11 protein-coding genes are annotated in these 15164 nt (G+C 74.7%); 2 read left to right on the forward strand and 9 right to left on the reverse strand.

The annotated features are described in order from the left end of the window. Positions 1 to 86 precede the first annotated feature (86 nt). From smpB to ftsE, 4 genes are all read right to left on the reverse strand, one after another. Positions 87 to 563, reverse strand: coding sequence for an SsrA-binding protein SmpB (gene smpB, locus ACIRRS_RS19070; RefSeq protein ID WP_402972016.1), 477 nt, complete (start codon positions 561 to 563; stop codon positions 87 to 89). Positions 564 to 607: 44 nt separating this feature from the next. Next, the gene (locus ACIRRS_RS19075) at positions 608 to 1744 is read right to left on the reverse strand and encodes a S41 family peptidase (RefSeq protein WP_402972018.1); all 1137 of its coding nucleotides are present in this window, start codon (positions 1742 to 1744) and stop codon (positions 608 to 610) included. A gap of 112 nt (positions 1745 to 1856) precedes the next feature. Next, the gene (ftsX, locus tag ACIRRS_RS19080; protein WP_402972019.1) at positions 1857 to 2768 is read right to left on the reverse strand and encodes a permease-like cell division protein FtsX; all 912 of its coding nucleotides are present in this window, start codon (positions 2766 to 2768) and stop codon (positions 1857 to 1859) included. Positions 2769 to 2845: 77 nt separating this feature from the next. Further along, positions 2846 to 3535, reverse strand: coding sequence for a cell division ATP-binding protein FtsE (gene ftsE / locus ACIRRS_RS19085; protein WP_030059730.1), 690 nt, complete (start codon positions 3533 to 3535; stop codon positions 2846 to 2848). Positions 3536 to 3885: 350 nt separating this feature from the next. Between ftsE and ACIRRS_RS19090 the strand changes: the two genes are divergently transcribed. Next, entirely contained in the window at positions 3886 to 4080 is a 195-nt protein-coding gene (locus tag ACIRRS_RS19090; protein WP_402972021.1) for a hypothetical protein, read from the forward strand. A gap of 160 nt (positions 4081 to 4240) precedes the next feature. On the opposite strand, the gene prfB is transcribed toward ACIRRS_RS19090, so the two are convergent. The 3 genes from prfB to ACIRRS_RS19105 form a co-directional block, all read right to left on the reverse strand. Beyond that, positions 4241 to 5356, reverse strand: a complete 1116-nt coding sequence (gene prfB / locus ACIRRS_RS19095; RefSeq protein ID WP_402972023.1) for a peptide chain release factor 2 — start codon at positions 5354 to 5356, stop codon at positions 4241 to 4243. Positions 5357 to 5402: 46 nt separating this feature from the next. After that, positions 5403 to 6668: a serine/threonine-protein kinase gene (locus tag ACIRRS_RS19100; protein WP_402972025.1), complete on the reverse strand. Its 1266-nt coding sequence runs from the start codon at positions 6666 to 6668 to the stop codon at positions 5403 to 5405. Positions 6669 to 6884: 216 nt separating this feature from the next. Further along, positions 6885 to 8810, reverse strand: a complete 1926-nt coding sequence (locus ACIRRS_RS19105) for a protein kinase (RefSeq protein WP_402972027.1) — start codon at positions 8808 to 8810, stop codon at positions 6885 to 6887. A gap of 405 nt (positions 8811 to 9215) precedes the next feature. Here ACIRRS_RS19105 and ACIRRS_RS19110 point away from each other — a divergent pair, with 405 nt between their 5' ends. Then, positions 9216 to 12059, forward strand: a complete 2844-nt coding sequence (locus ACIRRS_RS19110; RefSeq protein WP_402972029.1) for an FHA domain-containing protein — start codon at positions 9216 to 9218, stop codon at positions 12057 to 12059. A 63-nt stretch (positions 12060 to 12122) separates the two neighbouring features. Here the strand turns inward: ACIRRS_RS19110 and ACIRRS_RS19115 are convergent, their stop codons facing one another. Both ACIRRS_RS19115 and ACIRRS_RS19120 read right to left on the reverse strand, forming a co-directional pair. Further along, on the reverse strand, positions 12123 to 12971 hold the full coding sequence (locus ACIRRS_RS19115; RefSeq protein WP_402972031.1) for a hypothetical protein: 849 nt from the start codon (positions 12969 to 12971) through the stop codon (positions 12123 to 12125). A 46-nt stretch (positions 12972 to 13017) separates the two neighbouring features. Next, entirely contained in the window at positions 13018 to 15159 is a 2142-nt protein-coding gene (locus ACIRRS_RS19120) for a DEAD/DEAH box helicase (RefSeq protein ID WP_402972033.1), read from the reverse strand. Between the last annotated feature and the right edge of the window lie 5 nt (positions 15160 to 15164).

The raw sequence follows: 15164 nt of genomic DNA on the forward strand, positions 1-15164 counted from the left end.
ATGTTTTTTTGAGAAACAGCTCGGACTGTGACCGTCCGTGTTGCTTGCGCCATAGTACGGCAGGCGACGGGCGAGGGTCCAGCGGATTAACCCTGACGCCGACGGGCCGCCGCGACGGCGCGGGCGGTCTCGCGGGTGTCCTGCTTCTCGCGGAGCGTCTGGCGCTTGTCGTACAGCTTCTTGCCGACCGCGAGCGCCAGTTCGAGCTTGACGCGGCCGTCCTTGAAGTAGAGCGACAGCGGGATCAGGGTGTGGCCCGCGTCGCGGACCTTGGACTCGATCTTGTGGATCTCCATCCTGTGCAGCAGCAGCTTGCGCTTGCGGCGGGCCGCGTGGTTGGTCCACGTCCCCTGGGTGTACTCGGGGATGAAGACGTTGTCGATCCACGCCTCGTGGTTCTGGATGTACGCGTAGCCGTCGACCAGGTTGGCCCGCCCCTCGCGCAGCGACTTCACCTCGGTGCCGGTGAGTACGAGGCCGCACTCGTAGGTGTCGAGGATCGTGTACTCGTGCCGCGCCTTCTTGTTCTGCGCGATCAGCTTGTGTCCGGTTTCCTTTGCCATAGCGCGGTCATTCTCGCACTTCGGGGGCGGAACGGGCAGCCGCTTTACGCGGGGGTGCCGAGGCCGGCCAGCACGCGCAGGGCGAGGGCGCCGGCGTCCTCGCCGCCGGTGGCGGGGACGTCCGGGGTGAGCCCGGTGCCGTCCGGCGAGCGGCCGCCGGGGGTGTGGTAGCGGCCGACGGTCATCTCCAGCACGGCGCCGTCCGCGAGCCTGCTGGGCTGCTGGACGGTGCCCTTGCCGAAGGTGCGCGCGCCCACGACCACGGCGCGGCTGCGGTCCTGGAGGGCTCCGGCGAGCAGTTCGGCGGCGCTCATCGTGCCGCCGTCCACCAGCACCACCAGCGGGGTGCGCACGTCGCCGCCGGCCGGGACGGTCAGCTCCCTGGTCTCGCCGCGCTCCTGGTACGAGCCGACGGAGCCGCCGTCCAGGAAGATCCCGGCGGTGCCGGCCGCCTCGTCCAGCAGGCCGCCGGAGTTGCCGCGCAGGTCGAGCACCACCCCGGCGTGCGGGGCACGCAGGGCGGCGCGCACCTGGTCGGCCACGCCGGTGGTGAAGGCGCGGACGGTGATCCGCAGCCCGCCCTTGTCCAGGCGCTCGACGGCGACCTGCTGGCTGTCCAGCAGCGCGCGCCGCAGCCGCAGTTCGCGCACCTCGCCGCCGCCGCGCTGGACGGCGAGGGTCACTTCGGAGCCCGCCCGGTGCTCGGCGCCCTGGCCGCGCAGCCGGGCCACCACCTCGGTGACGGGCAGGTGGTCGGCCTGGTCCTGGTCGATCCTCAGCAGCCGGTCGCCGGGGGCGATCCCGGACTGCGCCGCGGGCCCGGCGGGGGCGACCTGGGAGACGGCGGTCACGCCGTCCTCGCCGCGGCCGACCGACAGGCCCACGCCCAGGTACCGGCCGTCGAGGCCCTGGCTGAACTCGGCGTACTCCTGGGCGCTGTAGTACGCCCCCCAGCGGTCCCCGCCCGCCGCGAGCAGGTGCTCGGCCTGCTGCTCGGACAGCGCCCGGCCGGCCGGGTCGGCGCCGGGCCCCGCGAGGGCCGGGGCCGTGTCGGCGGACGGGCGGGGCGACGGCCGGTCGGCGTCGCCCCAGGCACCGGTGGCGGCCCCGGCCAGCAGCACGGCGCCGAACACCAGGCTGAGGGTGGCCACCTGCCGTGCCCTGCGCGGAGTTTGCAGCATGGAACCGGAGTGTAGACACCGCACCGCGCGCGCCGGGCCGGAACGGGGGCCGGGGAACGGCGGCGGCCCCGGACGGCGCAGTGCCGTCCGGGGCCGCGGGGGCCGTGGCCCGTCAGACCTTGAGGTACTTGCGCAGCGTGAAGAACGCCGCGATGCCGGCCATGCCCATACCCACCACGACCAGCAGCGGAATCACCGCCAGCACCGAGCCGAGGCCGATGAAGTGGATGAACTGGACGCGGTCGGCCAGCCAGTTCTGGACGAAGAAGTGCCCGCCGACCAGGAGGCCGGAGGCCATCGCCGCACCGAGCAGCGCGGCGAACGCGGCCTCCGCGATGAACGGCATCTGCACGTAGAAGTTCGAGGCGCCGACCAGGCGCATGATGCCGGTTTCACGCCGCCTGCTGTACGCCGACACCCGGACGGTGTTGACGATCAGCAACAGCGCGACGAAGAGCATCAGCACCATGATCACGAAGGCCGCCGTCTGGAGGCCGTTGAGCAGGCCGAAGAGGTTCTCCAGGATCTTGCGCTGGTCCTCGACCGACTTCACGCCGGGCTTCCCCGCGAAGGCGCTCTGGATGACGTCGTACTTGGTCGGGTCGTTGAGCTTGACCCGCCAGGACTGCGGCATCGCGTCCGGGCCCAGGACGGAGATGAGCGGGTTGTCCGGGTTCATCTCCTTCCAGTGCTTGTACGCCTCGGCGGAGCTCTCGTACGTGGAGGACTGGACCACCGAATCCATCTTGTCCAGCTGGCCCTTGATGTCCTGGACCTGCTGGTCGGTGGCCGCGCCCTTGTCGCACTGCGGCGAGTTGCGGGCATCCGCCTTCGTGCAGAAGTAGATGCTCACCTCGACCTTGTCGTACCAGTACCCCTTCATGGAGTTCACCTGGTCGCGGACCAGGAGGGACGAGCCGGCGAGGGCGAGGGAGAGCGCGACGCTGACCACGACCGCGATGGTCATGGTCAGGTTGCGTCGGAGACCCACACCGATCTCCGACAGGACGAACTGGGCACGCATGCGGGAAACAACTCCAGGGTCGGTGGTGCTCGGTCGGGCGGATCGGGCCGACGGCCCTACGGGTCAGCGCTGGTGGGTCAGTGCTGGTACCCGTAGACGCCGCGAGCCTGGTCGCGGACGAGCAGCCCCTTGTCGAGCTCGATGACGCGCTTGCGCATCTGGTCGACGATCGCCTGGTCGTGGGTGGCCATCAGGACCGTGGTCCCGGTGCGGTTGATGCGGTCGAGCAGCTTCATGATGCCGACCGAGTTCTGCGGGTCGAGGTTTCCGGTGGGCTCGTCCGCGATCAGCAGCATCGGGCGGTTCACGAAGGCGCGGGCGATGGCCACGCGCTGCTGCTCACCGCCGGAGAGCTCGCCGGGCATGCGGTCCTCCTTGCCGCCGAGGCCGACCAGCTCCAGCACCTCGGGCACCACCTTGTTGATGGCGCTCTTGGGCTTGCCGATCACCTCCAGCGCGAAGGCGACGTTCTGCGCGACCGTCTTGTTCGGCAGCAGGCGGAAGTCCTGGAAGACGGTGCCCAGCTGGCGGCGCATGTGCGGCACCTTCCAGTTGGACAGCTTGCCGAGGTCCTTGCCCAGCACGTGCACCGCGCCCGTGGACGGGCGCTCCTCGCGCAGGCACAGGCGCAGGAAGGTGGACTTGCCGGAGCCGGACGAGCCGACCAGGAAGACGAACTCGCCCTTCTCGATCTCCAGCGAGACGTTGTCCAGGGCGGGACGGTTCTGCTTGGGATAGGTCTTGGAGACGTTGTCGAATCTGATCACGGCTGCATCACGGAGGCCATCCTAGGCGGCGCCAGTCCTCGGTCGGTCCACCCCGGTGGCCCGGGCCGGGGGCGGGCGAAGGGAGCGCAGGGGGCCGCTCCCGGCTTGGGACCATACGCGAACCGGAGACCCGCCCGCAGGGGTGGTGGAGGACAACGCTCGAATCCTGGGGGAGAATGCCTGGTTATGCCCCGAAAATTGCGAGGCATCTCACAGCCCGGGCGCCGGAACGGTCAGAACCTGGCAGAGTGGAGGTGGCGGCCGTGCTCCGGCCGCTCCCCCGCACAGGGCAATCCGAGGAACGAAAGCCCCGTCCGGTGCGTTGGCTGTAGCAGCGAGGAGGAGATCGCATGACCTGCGACCATCTGGTGTGCGCCAACTGCAACGGCCGCGTGAGCGAAGGCCGTTGCCCCGTGTGCCGCGCCAACCGGGCCCGGCTGCAGGAGCAGCAGGGGCCGCTCGCCGCGCTCTCCCCCGCGATGCTGCTGGCGCTGCTGGCCGCCCTGTTCGCGGTGGTGCTGATCGCGCGGCAGGCACTGGCCTGAGAGACCTGGACGACGAAGGGGCCCCGACCGGTTGAACCGGTCGGGGCCCCTTTCGCGTACTGGTCGGGGAGGGCGCCTCACTGCGCGGCGGTCTCGCGCTGCTTGCGCCGGCGGATGCCGGCCTCGATGCTGTGCTCCATTTTCATCGAGGCCGGGATCCTCACGCCTGCGCGGCGGTCTCGCGCTGCTTGCGCCAGCGGATGCCGGCCTCGATGAAGCCGTCGATGTCGCCGTCCAGGACGGCCTGCGGGTTGCCGGCCTCGTACGCGGTGCGGACGTCCTTCACCATCTGGTACGGGTGCAGGACGTACGAGCGCATCTGGTTGCCCCAGGAGCTGCCGCTGTCCTTGAGCGCGTCCATCATCGCCTTCTCCTCCTGGCGGCGCCGCTCGAGCAGCTTGGCCTGGAGGACGTTCATCGCGGACGCCTTGTTCTGGATCTGCGAGCGCTCGTTCTGGCAGGAGACCACGATGCCGGTCGGGAGGTGCGTGATGCGCACCGCCGAGTCGGTGGTGTTGACGCCCTGGCCGCCGGGGCCGGAGGCGCGGTAGACGTCCACGCGCAGCTCGCCCTCGTCGATGTCGACGTGGTCGGACTGCTCGACGACGGGGAGGACCTCGACGCCGGCGAAGGAGGTCTGCCGGCGGCCCTGGTTGTCGAAGGGCGAGATGCGCACCAGGCGGTGGGTGCCCTGCTCGACGGAGAGGGTGCCGTAGGCGTAGGGCGCCTTGACGGTGAAGGTCGCGGACTTGATGCCGGCCTCTTCGGCGTACGAGGTGTCGTACACCTCGGTGGGGTACCCGTGCCGCTCGGCCCAGCGCAGGTACATGCGCATCAGCTGCTCGGCGAAGTCGGCGGCGTCCACGCCACCGGCCTCGGCGCGGATGTTGATCAGCGCCTCGCGGGCGTCGTACTCGCCCGACAGGAGGGTGCGGACCTCCAGCTCCTCCACGGCCTTCCGGACGGAGACCAGCTCGGTCTCGGCCTCGGCGCGGGTGTCCGCGTCGTCCTCGGCCTCGGCGAGCTCGAACAGCACGCCCAGGTCGTCGATGCGGCCGCGCAGGCCCTCGACGCGGCGCAGTTCGCCCTGGAGGAAGGAGAGCCGGCTGGTCACCTTCTGCGCGTTCGCGACGTCGTCCCACAGGGTGGGGGCGGCTGCCTCCTCCTCCAGGACCGCGATGTCGGCCCGGATCTTGTCCAGGTCGAGGACGGCCTCGATCGACCCCATGGTCGTATCGAGGTTCTTGAGCTCTTCGGAAGGATCGACGGCTGCCACGCCCCCCAGGGTAATGGTTCCGGGGGTGGGCATGACGACACCCCCGTTACGGATGGGGCGAAGCGGTCCCGTGCACGCCCGGGCGGCCGTGGTTCGGGGAGGTCGGGGAGGTCGGGGCGGCGGTGGCGGCGAAGGCCGTCCAGGCCGCGGCGGCGCCGGCCAGCAGCAGGACGGTCGCCAGCAGGACGGCCAGCATCCGGCGGCGGCGCAGCAGGGCCTGGCGGTCCCGGCGGTGGCCGGGGGCCGTGCGCTGGGCGCGGGACTCGGCGGCGTACGCGGCCAGCTCGTCGGCGGAGGGGCGGCGCAGGCTGGTGTGGGTGTCCCGGGTGGAGTCCGGGGCGACGCCCGGGACCAGCGGGACGGCGGGGCCGCGGCGGCGCTTGTGGGCGCCGGGGGCGGCGTCCACCTCGGCGTAGACCGCCTCGCCGGGGGTCAGTTGCTCCTCCACCGGCGGGCGGCCCTGGGCGGGCACCGCGAGGACGGGCAGCCCGGCCAGCGAGGGCAGTTGCTCACGCAGCCGGGAGGCCAGCTCGGCGGCGCGCAGCCGGGAGGCGGGGGCCTTGGCCAGGCACTCGGAGATGATGCGCCAGAGGCCGTCCGGCAGGCCGGGGATCGGCGGCACCTGCTCGGTGACGTGGCGGCGCAGCACCGCGCCGGTGTGGCCGCCGCCGAAGGGGGTGGAGCCGGCCAGCAGCTCGTACAGCACGGTGGCGAGGGCGTAGATGTCGACGGCGGCGCGGGGCTCCAGGCCCTCGATGATCTCGGGGGCGAGGTAGTCGGGGGTGCCGATGATGCGGGTGGCGCGGGTGCGGCGGGGGGCGTCGACCAGGCGGGCCACGCCGAAGTCGGTGAGCTTGGCACGCGGGGCGCCGCCCGGGCCGGGGGCGGCGGCGAGGTCGAGCAGGACGTTCTCCGGCTTGACGTCGCGGTGGACGATCCCGGCGGCGTGCGCGGCCGCGAGGCCGTCCGCGACGTCGGCGATCACCGAGGCGGCGACCTGCGGGGGCAGGGCTCCGTCGCGCTCCAGGCGGGAGCGCAGGTCCTGGCCCTGGACGAGCTCCATGACCAGGGCGAGGTCGTCGCCGTCCACGACCATGTCGCGCACGCCGACCACCCGGGGGTGGTCGAGGCTGGTCAGCGCGGCGCGCTCCTGGACGAAGCGGCCGACCAGCACCTGGTCGGCGGCGAGGTCCTCGCGCAGCAGCTTGACCGCGACCGGGCCGTCCGGCCCCTCACCGAGCCAGACCGTCCCGGCCGAACCCCGGCCGATCACCTGGTGGACGGTGTACCGGCTGCCGATCTTGCGTGCCAATGTGCTGCTCCGTGGACGGCGCGGGAGCGCTCCGGCGGGCCGGCGCGCTCGGTGGGGCGGGACAACAGCGACCAACCTACGCGTCCCGAGGGCCCCTGCGGGCCGCCTGAGGGGGCCCGGACGGCACTCTCGGGCGGGAAATCTCGTGAATTGTCGACAAAGCGTCAATCCTGCCGTCCGGGCGGGCATCCGAGGCCGCGTCAGGCCGTCGCGGGGTCAGCCGCTCGAACCGCCGAGGTCGTTCACCCAGCCCTTGACGGTGTCGAACCAGCCCACCACGTTGTCCCAGTAGTGCGGCAGCGGCGTGAAGTGCCACAGCGCGAACCCGGCCACCGTCAGCACGACCAGGACCAGCAGGCAGCCCTTGAGGCAGCCGAGGCCCGGGATGTACATCCGGTTGCGGCTGCGCGGACGGCGCTCGCGCGGCGGGGCGCTCTCGCGGCGCGGGGGCTCGTACGGCTCCTCGCGGCGCTGCGGGGGCTCGCGGTGCTGCGGGGCCGGCGGCTCGCTGCGGCGGGGCGCCGGGGCGGGGGCGGGCGGCGGCGGGTAGCCGCCCTGGGGCTGGCCGTAGCCCGAGGGGGCCTGCCGGTAGCCGCCGGGCGGCTGAGGGCGGGCACCGGGGGCGTTCTGGCCGCCCTGCTGGGCCGCCTGGCGGGCCTGGCCCCTCTGATTGGCCTGGTAGGGCGGCGGGGCGACGGGCGGGCGCTGGGAGTAGCCGGGGGGCGGCGGCGGTCCCTGGCGGCGCTGGTCGGGGCGGTAGCCGGCCGGGGGCGGGGGCTGCTGGCCCGGGTAGCCGGGCTGGGCGGGGTGGCCCTGCTGGCCGGGGTGACCGGGCTGGCCGGAGTGCCCGGGGTGGCCCTGCTGCGCCTGGTAGGGCGGCGGGGCGACCTGCGGGTCCTCGAAGTCCTCCGGGCCGAAGTAGCCGACCTGGGTCTGCTGGTTGCGGTCGCGGGCCGCGCGCAGCTGCGTCTGCCAGGGGTGCGGGGTCTCCTCCTGCGGCGCGGCGGGCGCGCCCGGCATCCCCGGCGGCGGGGGCGGCACGGCGCCGGCCGGCATCACCCGGGTGCTGTCCTGGGCGCCGTACGGGGGCGCGGGCGGCGGCTGGGTGCCCATCACCCGGGTCGCCGCGGCCGGGTCGTACTGCGGGGCGGAGCCGCCGGGCAGCACCTGGGTGCGGTCCTCCCCCGTCGGGGCGACGGCGGGCAGGGTGCCGGGGACGGCCGTCGGCTGCGGGTCGGGCAGCAGCAGGGCGCCCACCGCGAGCGCCTCGTCCACCGCCGCCGGGGAGGCGTGCACACCGACCCCGGCCGCGACCACCCGCAGGGCGCGGGCCAGCGAGGTGGCGCTCGGCCGCTGTGCCGGGTCCTTGCGCAGGCAGCGCTCGATCACCGTCCACAGCGGCTCCGGCATGGTGCTGGGCCGCACCGGCTCCTGCGCGAGGTGCGCCTGGAGGACGGCGAGGGCGCTGTCGCCCTGGAACGGCTGGCGGCCGGTGACCAGCTCGTACAGCATGATCCCGGCGCCGTAGACGTCCACCGCGGAGGTCTGCGGGCGACCCTCGGCGCCCTCCGGGGCGACGTAGGCGGGGGTGCCGACGAACTCGTGGGTGCGGGTGATGCCCGGGGAGTCGGCGAGGCGGGCGATGCCGAAGTCCGTCAGCAGCGGGTGCATCTGCTCGACGCCGTCCACCACGGCGGAGGCGAGCAGCACGTTGGCCGGCTTGAGGTCGCGGTGGACGATCCCGTCCGCGTGGCTGGCCGCCAGCGCGTCCGCGACCTGGGCCATCAGCAGGGAGCCGGCGATCGGGCTGAACGGGCCGTTGGCGCGCAGGTAGCGGGACAGGTCGGGGCCCTCGACGAGGTCCATCACCAGGGCCAGCAGCTCGCCCTCGACCACCAGGTCGCGGACCCGGACGATGTTGGGGTGGGTCAGGCGCAGCAGCAGCGAGCGCTCCTGCAGGAAGCGCATCACCACGTCCGGGTCGGCCGCCAGCTCCTCGCGCAGCACCTTGATCGCCACCCGCTGCCCGGGCTCGCTGCCCGGCACCTGGACGTCGGCGCGCACCACGCCGCGCCAGACGGTGCCCGTGGCACCCCGCCCGAGGGTCTCATCGAGCAGATACTTGCTGCCGACTGGCCGCACCTTGTCGTACTCCTCGCCGTGCCGCCCGCGCGGGGCGCTCCTCCGCCGGTGCGGTGAGCCTGCCGGGCCCGTGTCTGCGGCCACTCTAACGGTGCCCGTACTGGTTTTTGAGGCGCCCGGCAGAGCTTGGGAGCAGGGTTGGGGGAGAACCCCTAGGGGAGTCCCCGAGGCCGGTCGGCGGGGCCCTCGGGGAGACGGTTGACCTGACCCACCGTCGCCTCCAACATGGCGATGATCGCAAGATCGTCAAATCCGGTACCGTGCGCGGACCGTCCGTGACGGATGGCAGGATGGACACTCGCCACTCGTGTGGCCCAACGGGTCCCCGCAACCGCCCGGCGCGGCCGCGACGACACCCGGCAGCGGTACCAGGCTTCACACCAGCAGAAGGGACCCGCGGGCGAGATGCAGATCCGGCTGACCGTCCTCCGACCGCGCAGCGGCCCGGCCGCCGCCGGCTCCGCCATCCCCTACGTGGACGTGCTGGTGACCGCCCCCGTCGGCACCGCGCTCGGCGCCCTCGCGGGGGCGCTCGCCGGCGCGGTGGGCGTGCGCGGGCCCCGGGCCGCCACCCACGTGCACCTGTACGCCGGGGCGCACCGCGTGGACGAGCACACCCTCCTCGGCCACCCCCCGCTGCTCGACGGCGCCGTCCTCAGCCTCAACGAGCCCGACCCGACGGCCGACGACCCCGACGACACCCCCGCCGCCGCCGAACTGCGCGTGGTCGGCGGCCCCGACGCCGGCGGCGTCCACCGCCTGCACGGCCGGGAGATCCGCATCGGCCGCTCCGGCGAGGCCGACGTCCCGCTCGACGACCCGGACGTCTCCCGGCTGCACCTCGCCCTCCACCTCTCCGACGGCGGCCGGGTCACCGTCCGCGACCTCGGCTCCACCAACGGCACCACCCTCGACGGCCGGATCGTCCCGCCCGGGCCGCCCGAGGAGGCCGTCGCCCTGGAACCCGGCGGCCTGCTGAGGATCGGCGAGTCCACCCTCCAGCTCGCCGCCCCCGACCCGGCCGAGCCCGCGCCCGCCCGCACCGCCCTGCCCGACGGCCACGGCCACCTCCAGCTCGCCGCCCCCGGGCCCGCCCGGCCCGCGCCCGCCGTCGTCGAGCCGCCCGCCGCGCCCGAACCCGCCCCCGGCCGCAGCCGAGGGCTGTTCTCGCTGCTGCCCGGCCGGGCCGCCGAACCGCCCGGCCAGGAGAGCGCCGAGCGCCACCACGCCGCCGTACGGCTGCGCCAGACCGCCACCCAGCGCGAGCGCTTCCCCGACCTCGCCACCCTGCTGCTCAACGCCCTCGGCCCCGGCCCCCGGCTCTGGGAGCGCGGCCCCGGCCACCCCGACGCCCTCACCCTGCGCCTGGGCACCGCCGACCGCCCCGGCGGCCCCGGCACCACCCCGGGCACCCTGCTGCCCTCCGTGCCCGTCACCCTCGACCTGCAGACCGCCGGCAGCCTCGGTCTCAGCGGCCCGCGCGAGCGCCTCGACGCGCTCACCCGCGCCGTCGTCGCCCAGCTCGCCGCCCTGCACCCGCCCACCTCGCTCAGCCTCGTCGTCGTCGACGCCGATCGCTCCCGCACCCCCGAGGACCGCGCCGACACCTGGGCCTGGTCCCTGTGGCTGCCGCACCTGCGCCCGGCCGACGGCCAGGACTGCCGGCTGCTCATCGGCCTCGACGACGAACAGGCCACCGCCCGGCTCACCGAGCTCACGGCCCGGCTCAGCGGCCCCGTCGGCCTCGGCGGCCACCCCGCCACCGTCGTCCTCGTCGAGGGCCGCCCCGCCACCGAGGCCGCCCGGCAGGCCCTCGACCTGCTGCTGCGCCAGGGCCCGGCCGTCGGCATCTTCCCGATCTGCCTCGCCGAGCAGCCCGAACTGCTCCCCCGCGGCCTCGGCGCCACCGCCCTGATCACCGGCGAGGTCGGCACCCACCTCTCCCTCGACCGGCCGGTCGCGCGCGGCCGCGAGACCCTCCACGAGATCTCGATCGACGCCGTCTCCGACGCCTGGGCCGAGCGCCTCGCCCGCGTCCTCGCCCCGCTGCGCGAAGCCGCCCCCGCCTCCCGGGGCCCGCTGCCCGACGCACTGCGCCTGCTCGACCTGCTCCAGCTCGACACCGTCACCCCGGCCAAGCTCTCCGCCCGCTGGGCCGCCCACACCGGCGGCATCGGCGCGGCCACCGCGCTGCTCGGCACCACCCGGGACGAGCTGTGCACCCTCGACCTCGCCGACCCCGAACTCGCCCTCCCCTCCCCCGACCCCGGTGGTCCGCACCTGATCGTCGGCGGCGCCCGGGGCTCCGGCAAGACGGAGCTGCTGCGCACCCTGATCGCCTCGCTCGCCGTCTCCGAGCGGCCCGAGCGGCTCGCCGTCAGCATCATCGAGGGCCGGGCGCCGGGTACGGACGGCCAGGACGGCCTCGACGGCTGCACCGAGCTGCCGCACGTCACCGGGCTGGTCAACGCCGCCGCCGACCCGCGCGCCGCGCTGCTCGCGGCAGAGGCCCTGGAGGACGAACTCGCCCTGAGGGAGCGGCTGTTCGACGGGCTGGACTTCGCCTCCTGGCACGCGGCGCAGATCTTGGACAGGCAGGGTCTCGACGAGCAGGGCGTGGCCTCCGACCGCGCCCAGGTCCCCGTGCCGGCGGTGGTCGGGGGCGCCTCCGGCGCGGCCCCCCGGATCATCCCGCCGCGCTCCCCCGACTCCCCCGTCCCGGCCGCCGCGCCCTCCGGCCCCTCCCCCGCGCGCCTGGTCGTCGTCGTCGACGACTACGACGCCCTGCTCTCCCCCACCTCCCCCGCCGGCCGCCCCCTGGCCCGCGCGCTCGCCGCCGTCGCCCGCCGCGGCGGCCCGCTCGGCGTCCACCTCGCCGTCACCACCGGCCGGCCCGAGGACAGCGCCGGCACCGAGGTCGACGAGGCCGCCCTGCTGCGGATCGCCCTGCGCACCGAGGACCCGGCCGACTCCGACCTCCTCATCCACCTCGGCGACGCGGCCGCCCTCCCCGAGGACACCCCCGGCCGCGGCTACCTGCGGCTGCCTGACGGCGGCGTCACCGCCTTCCAGACCGCCCGCATCAGCGGCCGCATCCCCCGCACCGCCACCCTGCGCCCCACCGTCGTCGCCATAGACCCCCTCCAACTCGGCGCCCCGCCCGCCCGCCGCCCCGTCCGCGAACTCGGCAACGGCCCCACCGACCTCGCCCTCCTCGCCAGCGCCCTCCAACGCGCCGCCTCCCGCTGACCCCACGAACACCGAAGGGCCCGCGTCCGGTGGACGCGGGCCCTTGTCAGGTGCGGGTGCGGGTCAGGCGGTGCACTTGATGGTGCGGTTGGCGAGGGAGAGGCCGGTGACCTTGGCGTCGGTCACGGTGAACTCGTAGTTCCAGCCCTGCTGGCCCTCGACGGGGAGGGTGAAGTTGCCGAGCTTGTCCTTCACCAGGCCCTTGGAGCCGTAGGCCGCCTGGACGGCGTCCGCGGTGGAGCCGACGCCGATGCCCTCGGCGGTCTTCGCGTCGGCCGGGGCGACGAGTTCGCGCAGGCCTGAGGCGGCGAAGGAGACGCGGCCCGTGGTCTGGAAGGCCTTGTTCCTGGCCTCGCGGGCGAGCAGCAGGTCGACGCTGGACTGGGCCGCGTCGGCCATGAGCTTGGCGTCGGCGGCGGACTGCCCGGCCGAGCCGGCGGCCTGGGCGGCGATGGCCGCGGAGTCCGCCGCGGAGGCGTTCGGCGGCACGGTGGGCACCGGGGCGGGCGTCTTGGCCGCCGCCGCGTCCGCCTTCCCGTTGAGGTCCTTGAACTTGGCCTCGGTGGCCGCCTCCGCGTCCATCCGGACCTTGTCCGGCGCGGGGCCGCCCTTGTAGGCGAAGTCGGTGCAGCCGTCGAGCAGCGAGACCGGCGCCGCCTCCAGCGCGCCCCCGGCCATGGCCGCGTCCTTGGTGACGCCCGGCTTCAGCCCCCGGTAGCCCGTGGCGGCGAACGCCTCCGGGCCCTTGCTCGCGGCGGCCGTGGCCGGTGCCGCGTCGCTCTTCTTGTCGTCCTTCTTGTCGGACGAGCAGGCCCCCGCCCCGGCGGCGACCAGCGCCACCATCAGGCCCGTGCCGACCACGCGGATCGTTCCGCGGTACTTCCCCATGTCGTTGCCCCCCTTGTCGAGCATGATCACCCTAGCGAAGGTCCGGGCACGATCCGTACTCGATTACGGGTCAGGGTGCGGCCAGCCCCAGCCGCTCCCGCTCCTCCTCGACGATCCGCCGCGCCAGCTCCGCCTCCGACACGTCCACGGCCTCGGGGGCGGAGTCGGCGAGATCGCTGCGCCGGGCGTAGGCGGCGAAGAGCCGGTCCTTGCGGGTGAGCGCCCGCACCATCGCCGCGTCCACGCCCTCCACGCTGAGCAGCCGGTGCACCCGGACCGTCCTGGTCTGGCCCATGCGGTGCGAGCGGGCCACCGCCTGGCGCTCCAGGGAGGGCTTGATCTGCGGCTCGCAGAGGATCACCACGGACGCGGCCTGGATGTTGAGCCCGACCCCGCCCGCCTCGATCTGGCTGAGCAGCACCGCCGGTCCTTCGACGGCCGTGAACTCGTCCACCAGCTCCTGCCGCCGGGCCGCGCCGACCCCGCCGTCGATCGGGCCGAGCACGGCGCCGCGCCCGTCCAGCCGCGCGGCGACGGCGGCGAGCACCGCCCGGAAGCAGGAGAAGACGACCACCTTGCGGCCGTTCTCCCCCGCCTCGGCGACGATCTCCTCCAGCCGCCGCAGCTTCGCCGACCCCTCGGGGTCGGCGTACGCCGCGCGGCGCATCGGCATCAGGTGTCCGGTGGCGACGGCCTCGCGGTAGGCGTCCCGGTCGGTGGGGCTGAACTCCTCCCACTCGTCCGTCTCGATCAGGTCGGGCAGTTCGGCGAGCACGTCCTCCTGGTTGCGGCGCAGGTACGCGGGGGCGACGAGCCCCCGGAACTCCTCGGCGCCGACGTTGTCGCGCCCGCGCAGCGGCTCGGTCAGCTCGGGCTGGAGGTGCTCGACCAGGTTGCGGAACTCCTCGACGCGGTTCTCCATCGGCGTGCCGGTGAGGAAGAGGACGTGCCCGGAGCGCCCGATCCACTCGGCGACGGCCCGGGAGCGCCGGGTGGCCGGGTTCTTGACGTAGTGGGCCTCGTCGACGACGAGCATCGCGGGGGCGACGGAGTCGGCCTCCAGGCTGTGCAGCCCGGCGATGCTGACCACGGCGACGCCGCCGCGCAGCCGCCACTCGTCGAGGTGGAGGGCGCGGTCCGGGCCGTGGAGCAGGTACGCCCCGAGGGTGCTGCGGCGTTCGACCTCCCGCGCCCAGTTGATCATCACGCTCGCCGGGCAGACCACCATGAAGTGCGTCCCGCCGCCGGATCTCAGGTGGGCGAGGGCGGCGATGGCCTGGATGGTCTTGCCGAGGCCCATCTCGTCGCCGATGATCACCCGGCGCTGGGCGAGCGCGAACCGGGCGCCGAACTCCTGGTACCCGCGCAGCGAGACCCGCCGGTGCCGGTCGTCCAGGGGCTGCTCCCGTACGCGCTCCGCCACCGCGGCCGGCAGGTTCCCGTGCGCCGCGGCTCCCGCGGCGCGGCGGCCGGCCACCTCGGCGAGCACGCCGTAGTACTCGGAGGCGCGGATCTCGAAGTCGATCCACGCCTCGGCGTCCGAGGGGTGGACCCGCAGCAGGTCGGTGGCGGCCTGGGTGAGCAGCAGCGCCGTGCCGTCCGCCTCGGCCGTCTCCAGCAGTTCGCCCGTGCGCCGGACGGCCCCGGCGGCCTCCTCCCGTCGGCGGCGCCCGGCGAACAGGCCGCGCAGCCGGCTGGTGGCGGGCCCGGCCACCACGAGGAGGCCGGGCAGTTCCGCGTCGAGGGCCTCGGCGTCGCGCAGGGCCCGGGCGAGTTCGGGTCCGGCGGCGACGAGCGGGCCGAGGGCCCGGACGAGCGCGGTGGAGTCGGCGTCCTGCCGCTCGACGTCCAGCCGGACGGCGAGGCCCTGCGCCGCCGCCTCGGCCAACCGCCGCGCGGCGGCCTTGAGTTGGGCGACGGTGGTGTCCCCGATGCCGTTGACGCCGCGCAGTTCGTAGGCGGTGGCCTCGTGCACCTGCCGCACGTCGGTGTAGCCGGCCCGCTCCAGCAGGACGGTCCGCAGGCCCCCGCCGGCGACCTCCCGCAGCCGGGAGAGCGGCATGGCCGCCAGCCGTTCGGCGGCGAGCGCGGCCGTCAGCGGCTCCAGCGCGGCGCGGACGGCCTGCTCGGCCTCCGCCCGGACGGCGAGCAGCGACCGCGCCGCCTCCAGCAGTTCCCCGCCCCGCCGCACCGTCTCCCGGGCCGCTCCCATCCCAC

This window comes from Kitasatospora sp. NPDC101183 (genome assembly GCF_044767945.1).
GTDB lineage: Bacteria > Actinomycetota > Actinomycetes > Streptomycetales > Streptomycetaceae > Kitasatospora.

Excerpts from the sequence above, each read along its gene's own strand:
- smpB (WP_402972016.1), bottom strand. The coding sequence starts at position 563 with ATGGCAAAGGAAACCGGACACAAGCTGATCGCGCAGAACAAGAAGGCG.
- ACIRRS_RS19075 (WP_402972018.1), bottom strand. The coding sequence starts at position 1,744 with ATGCTGCAAACTCCGCGCAGGGCACGGCAGGTGGCCACCCTCAGCCTG.
- ftsX (WP_402972019.1), bottom strand. The coding sequence starts at position 2,768 with ATGCGTGCCCAGTTCGTCCTGTCGGAGATCGGTGTGGGTCTCCGACGC.
- ACIRRS_RS19090 (WP_402972021.1), top strand. The coding sequence starts at position 3,886 with ATGACCTGCGACCATCTGGTGTGCGCCAACTGCAACGGCCGCGTGAGC.
- ACIRRS_RS19110 (WP_402972029.1), top strand. The coding sequence starts at position 9,216 with ATGCAGATCCGGCTGACCGTCCTCCGACCGCGCAGCGGCCCGGCCGCC.
- ACIRRS_RS19115 (WP_402972031.1), bottom strand. The coding sequence starts at position 12,971 with ATGCTCGACAAGGGGGGCAACGACATGGGGAAGTACCGCGGAACGATC.
- ACIRRS_RS19120 (WP_402972033.1), bottom strand. The coding sequence starts at position 15,159 with ATGGGAGCGGCCCGGGAGACGGTGCGGCGGGGCGGGGAACTGCTGGAG.